The organism is Brevundimonas diminuta ATCC 11568, from assembly GCF_000204035.1.
GTDB classification, from domain to species: domain Bacteria; phylum Pseudomonadota; class Alphaproteobacteria; order Caulobacterales; family Caulobacteraceae; genus Brevundimonas; species Brevundimonas diminuta.
Map to the genome: position 1 here is coordinate 2455643 of NZ_GL883086.1, position 5375 is coordinate 2461017.

Here is a 5375-nt window from a genome sequence, read left to right on the forward strand (position 1 = left end):
CGGTTCAGGGTGGAGTCCAGCACGACCGTCGGCGGCGTGGCCGGATCCGCAGGGGGGGCAGGTTCCGGCGGCCGCTGGCACCAGGTCAGAAGCGGCAGGGCCGCCGCCAGGGCGAGCGGCGCGGCCAGACGGGTCGTTGTGATCGACATGGAACCAGCCTAACACGAGAAACGCTGATTGGCGCCCCGGCCCGTGATCGCGGTCGAGGCTGGGCTGAAAAAAGGGGGTCTTGCGCGGGTGACGCTGGACCAGATCATCGCTCTCATCGTTCTGATCGCCGTGGTCGGGGTGATGATCCACGGGCGGATGCGTTCGGACGTGGTGGCGCTCAGCGGGGCGGCGACCTTGCTGCTGTTCGGCGTGGTTCGCCCGGTCGAGGTGCAGAGCGCCTTTGCCAGTCCGGCGGTCATCGCCCTGGCCGGGCTGTTCGTCATCGCCTACGCCATCGAACTGTCGGGTCTGCTGGGCCTGATAATCCGCAAGGCGACGTCCTTGTGTCAGCGTTTCGGCGCGACGGGCATCTGGGTGGTGATCGGCCTGTGCGGCTCGGTCGGCGGCTTTCTGAACAATACGCCGGTAGTGGTGCTGGCCGCGCCGGTCGTGCGCGACATGGCCAAGTCGCTGAAGCTGTCGCCCAAGCGGTTCCTGATGCCGCTCAGCCATGTGACGGTGCTGGGCGGCCTGCTGACCCTGATCGGCACCTCGACCAACCTGCTGGTCAACGACATGGCGCGAAACGCCGGTCAGCCGGTGTTCAGCCTGTTCGAGATCACGCCCGTGGGTCTGATCATCGCCCTGGTCGGCGGGCTGTGGCTCTATTTTTTCGGCGCGCGCCAATTGGGCCGCTCGGCCACGGCTGAGGAAGAAGCTGAAGCTGAACGGGAGCGCCTCGCTGCGGAAGCGCAGGCGGTCAAGGGAGCGCGTCGGTGGCGTCTGCCCTTCTCCCTGCCGTCGCTGGCCCGGCTCGGCGAAAGCCGCAACCAGCGCGACGGCACCGGCGACGCCCACCTGGGCGACGTTGATCTCTATTCTTCAGCAGACCGCCCGTTGCAGTGGAAGCGGGCGCTGATCGCCCTGGCGGTCTTCGTCCTGGTGGTGGCGGCGGCAGGCCTGGGAATCGCGCCCATCGCGGCGGCGGCCTTCGCCGGGGCGGTGGCCCTGATCCTGCTGGGCGTGCTGACGCCGGAAGAGGCCTATTCGGGGTTGAAGCCGGACATCCTGCTGCTGATCGCCGGCATGGTGGTGGTCGGCACGGCGATCGAGGTGACGGGGCTGGCGGCGCAGGGGGCGGGCCTGCTGATCGAGGTGATCCGTCCGTTCGGGCCGCTGGGCGCCTTGATCGTGCTCTACGGCGTGACCCTGTTCGCGACCGAGCTTCTGTCCAACGCCACGGTGGCGGTGCTGGTGACGCCGATCGCGGTCGCCCTGGCCGAGAGTCTGGGGGTCGACCCGCGCCCCTTCCTGGTGGCGGTGATGATGGCTGCCTCGGCCGCCTTCGCCACCCCCTTCGGCTATCAGACCAACGTCCTCGTCTATCAGATGGGCGGCTACAGCTACATGGACTTCGTCCGTGTCGGCACGCCGCTGAACCTGATCACCTGGGCGGCGGCCATGGTCGCCATCCCGATCTTCTTCCCCTTCTGAGGCGGCCTCAGACGTCCAGGTCCATCACGACCGGGGCGTGGTCGCTGGGCCGTTCCCATTCGCGCACCGTATCGAGGATTCGGGCGCTGCCCTTGACCACGGCGGGCGTCAGGCCGGGCGAGGTCCACAGGTGGTCCAGCCGCAGGCCCCGGTTCGACTTGCGGAAATCCTTGGCGCGATAGCTCCACCAGCTGGCCAGCTTGGTCGGGTCGGGGATCTGGTCGCGCAAAACGTCGGTGAAGCCGCCCGCGTCCTGAAGCCGGTACAGGGTCTCGACCTCGCCGGGGGTGTGGCTGACCACCTTGGACATGAAGCGGTGGTTCCAGACGTCGTTCTCGCCCGGCGCGATGTTGAAGTCTCCGGCCAGGACCAGAGGCCGCTGGCGGTCGCGGGTCTTCATCTCGGCGGTCAGCCGCTCATAGAAGTCCATCTTGTGATCGAACTTGGGGTTCAGCGCCCGGTCGGGCAGGTCGCCGCCCGCCGGGATGTAGAAGTTCTGAACCTCCACGCCCTCGACTACGGCCGAGACGCAGCGGGCGTGGCCCTCGCGGCAGACGTCCAGCTTGGGGCTGTCGATGATGGGCAGGCGACTGGCGATCGCCACCCCGTGCCAGCCCTTCTGACCGCCGATACGCAGGTAGGGCAGGCCCATGTCGATGAAGGCCTGACGCGGGAACTGGTCCTCGGTGCATTTGATCTCCTGCAGGCACAGGACGTCCGGGGCGTTCTCGGCGACGAAACGGGCGACCTGATCAATGCGCAGGCGGACCGAGTTGATGTTCCAGGTGACGATGCGAAGGCTCATGCCAGCGGGCTTAGCAGCTTGGCGGGGCGGGGTCTAAGCCGGTTGTCGCGCGCATTAAAAAAGCGCCCGGAGCGAAGTCCGGGCGCATGAAGTTCGTCTCTCTCGCCGCCAGGCGGGGATGAATCCGTGGCGGGCGGGACGGCCGCCGCCGTCCTGTGCCCAAAGTGTCACGCCCGACGAAAAAGGTCAAACTGTCACAAATTCGCCCTGCTTCTTTTTCTGGGCGCGGATCAGTTGCGGCGATTGCGACGCGTCGGGTCGCGCAGCTGGAACAGGCTGGCGGCCAGGCCCGGCGCCGGTTGCAGCGTGGTCAGCTGGACCCGCGTGCGCGAGCCTTGCGCGTCGGTGATGGTCCATTCCTGTAGGCGCACGGGCGAGCCTGCGAAAGCCAGGATGACCGAGCCTTCATTGGGACGGCGCGCGTCGCGGGCGGTGATGGCGAAGGCGCCGGAGTCCATGCGCGTGATCCGGTCGATCTTCACGCCCTGATCCAGCCGGACCTCGCGCGCCAGGAAGGTGGACAGCGGGGTCTGGCCCAGCGGCGCCTGGCGGAAGACGTTCAGGCGCGGATCCCAACGGCTGACGTTATTGCCGTCGGCGACGACCAGCAGACCTTCCGGCTCGGTATATTCGAACCGCATCTTGCCGGGCCGCTGCAGATAATAGCGGCCGGTGCGGCGCTGATTGTTCGGCCCGGTCTCGACGAACGTCCCCTGGGCCGTGGTCATGGCGGTCAGATAGGTCTGGGCCTGGCGCAGGACGGCTTGGTCGTCGGCCGACAGCCCGGCCTGCGCCAGGACGGCGGCGGGGGCGGCGGCGAGCGCGACCAGGGCGGCGGAGCCGAGGCCGAAGGCGCGGCGGGAAATGCTCATGTCTTTTCTTCTCCCGTTCTGAACGGTTTTCGACCCGATGAGGGTGACGACTTCATCCGGCAGGCTGATGACGCCAGCCTGACCATATTCCGGCGCTCCGATGAAGCGGTGTTCATTGTTTTAGTGTCCTAGCGCTCGCGACGCGGTCGCTCGCTGCTTGAGGACGTGAGGCGTTTAAGCGTCGACTGAACCGCGGGGTTCCCCAGGCGTGCGCGCGATTGGCGCTCAAGCAGCGAGCGACCGCGTCGCGAGCGATAGCGCCCGGCGGCGAAGCCGCCGCCTCGGCGCAGCCGAGCCTACATAGGAGGAGGCCCGGCCAGGATGTCGCGCTTGCCGGCGTGGTTGGCGGGGCTGACGACGCCTTCCTGCTCCATGCGTTCGATCAAGGTGGCGGCGCGGTTGTAGCCGATCTGCAGGCGGCGCTGGATGTAGGAGGTCGAGGCCTTGCGGTCGCGGGTGACCACGGCCACGGCGCGGTCGTAGAGGTCGTCGCCCGACATGCCGTCGCCATCGCCGCCCATGGCCCCGTCGCCGTCGCCGTCCGGTTCGTCGGTGATCAGGTCCAGATAGTCCGGCTCGGCCTGGAGGCGCAGGTGCTTGCACACCTCCTCGACTTCCTGGTCGGTGACGAAGGGGCCGTGCAGGCGCGTGATGCGGCCGCCGCCGGCCATGTAGAGCATGTCGCCCTGGCCCAGCAGCTGCTCGCCGCCCTGTTCGCCCAGGATGGTGCGGCTGTCGATCTTGGACGTGACCTGGAAGCTGATCCGGGTCGGGAAGTTGGCCTTGATGGTGCCGGTGATGACGTCCACCGACGGGCGCTGGGTGGCCATGATCAGGTGAATGCCGGCGGCGCGGGCCATCTGGGCCAGACGCTGGACGGCGCCTTCCACGTCCTTGCCGGCGACCAGCATCAGGTCGGCCATCTCGTCCATGACCACGACCAGATAGGGCATGGGCTCGGGGCGGATCTTCTCGCTCTCGTAAACCGGACGGCCCTGTTCGTCGAAGCCGGTCTGGACGGTGCGCTCGAAATGCTCGCCCTTTTCCTGGGCCTCGCGGGCGCGTTCGTTGTAGCTGGCGACGTTGCGGACGCCGAGCTTGGACATGCGGCGATAGCGGTCCTCCATCTCGCGCACGGTCCACTTCAGGGCCACGACCGCCTTCTTGGGATCGGTCACGACCGGCGCCAGCAGGTGCGGGATGCCGTCATAGACCGACAGCTCCAGCATCTTGGGGTCGATCATGATGAAGCGGCACTCAGCGGGCGAGTGGCGATAGAGGATCGACAGGATCATGGCGTTGACCCCGACCGACTTGCCCGAGCCGGTGGTGCCCGCGATCAGCAGGTGGGGCATCCGCGCCAGGTCGGCGACATAGGGCTCGCCGCCGATGGTTTCGCCCAGGGCCAGAGGCAGCAGATGGCTCTTCTTGTCGTATTCGCCCGAGGCCAGCAGGTCGCGCAGGAAGACGGTCTCGCGCTTGGCGTTGGGCAGTTCGATGCCGATGGCGTTGCGGCCCTGAACCACGCTGATGCGGCAGGCGCGGGCCGACATGGAGCGGGCGATGTCGTCCGCCAGGGCGACGACGCGGCCGTGCTTCACGCCGGGCGCGGGCACCAGTTCATACAGGGTGACGACGGGGCCGGGGCGGATCTGGTCGATCTGGCCGCGCACGCCGAATTCCTGAAGGACGCCCTCCAGCATCTTGGCGTTGGCCTTCAGCGATTCCTCGTCGACGGCGCCGCCGCGCTGGGCGGGCTTGGCCAGAATGCCCAGCGGCGGCAGTTCGAAGCCGCCTTCGCCCGCGAAATCGAAGGCTTGCTGATCGGCGTCGCTACGGACGGGCTTGGGCGCCTTGACCGCCGCCACCTTGGGCTCGGCCGGGCGGTTGGCGCGGGCCGAGGGCGGGGCGATGGGGGCGGGGGCCGCATCCTCCCACGGCGGGGTGTAGGCGTCGGCCTCGTCGGCATAGGCGTCCGCATCGTCGGATGCGTCTGCGGCGGGGGCAAAGGCGGCCTGGGGCTGCATGGGCGCCGCGAGGGGCCGTCCGCCTCC

Annotated in this window: 4 protein-coding genes; 1 reads left to right on the forward strand and 3 read right to left on the reverse strand. The window is 68.3% G+C overall.

Translation table 11 applies throughout. The features are described from left to right. The first annotated feature begins 237 nt into the window (after nucleotides 1-237). Nucleotides 238-1644, forward strand: a complete 1407-nt coding sequence (locus BDIM_RS15825) for an SLC13 family permease (protein WP_040346437.1) — start codon at nucleotides 238-240, stop codon at nucleotides 1642-1644. Between the two features lie 7 nt (nucleotides 1645-1651). Here BDIM_RS15825 and xth read toward each other — a convergent pair whose 3' ends face one another. From xth to BDIM_RS16920, 3 genes are all read right to left on the reverse strand, one after another. After that, nucleotides 1652-2449, reverse strand: coding sequence for an exodeoxyribonuclease III (gene xth / locus BDIM_RS15830; RefSeq protein WP_040346438.1), 798 nt, complete (start codon nucleotides 2447-2449; stop codon nucleotides 1652-1654). 230 nt (nucleotides 2450-2679) lie between these two features. Then, nucleotides 2680-3321 (reverse strand): LolA family protein, encoded by a 642-nt coding sequence (locus BDIM_RS15835; RefSeq protein ID WP_003166570.1) that lies wholly within the window; start codon nucleotides 3319-3321, stop codon nucleotides 2680-2682. Between the two features lie 296 nt (nucleotides 3322-3617). Further along, nucleotides 3618-5375, reverse strand: a 1758-nt coding sequence (locus BDIM_RS16920) for a DNA translocase FtsK (protein ID WP_081461929.1), incomplete at its 5' end; no start/stop codon positions are given.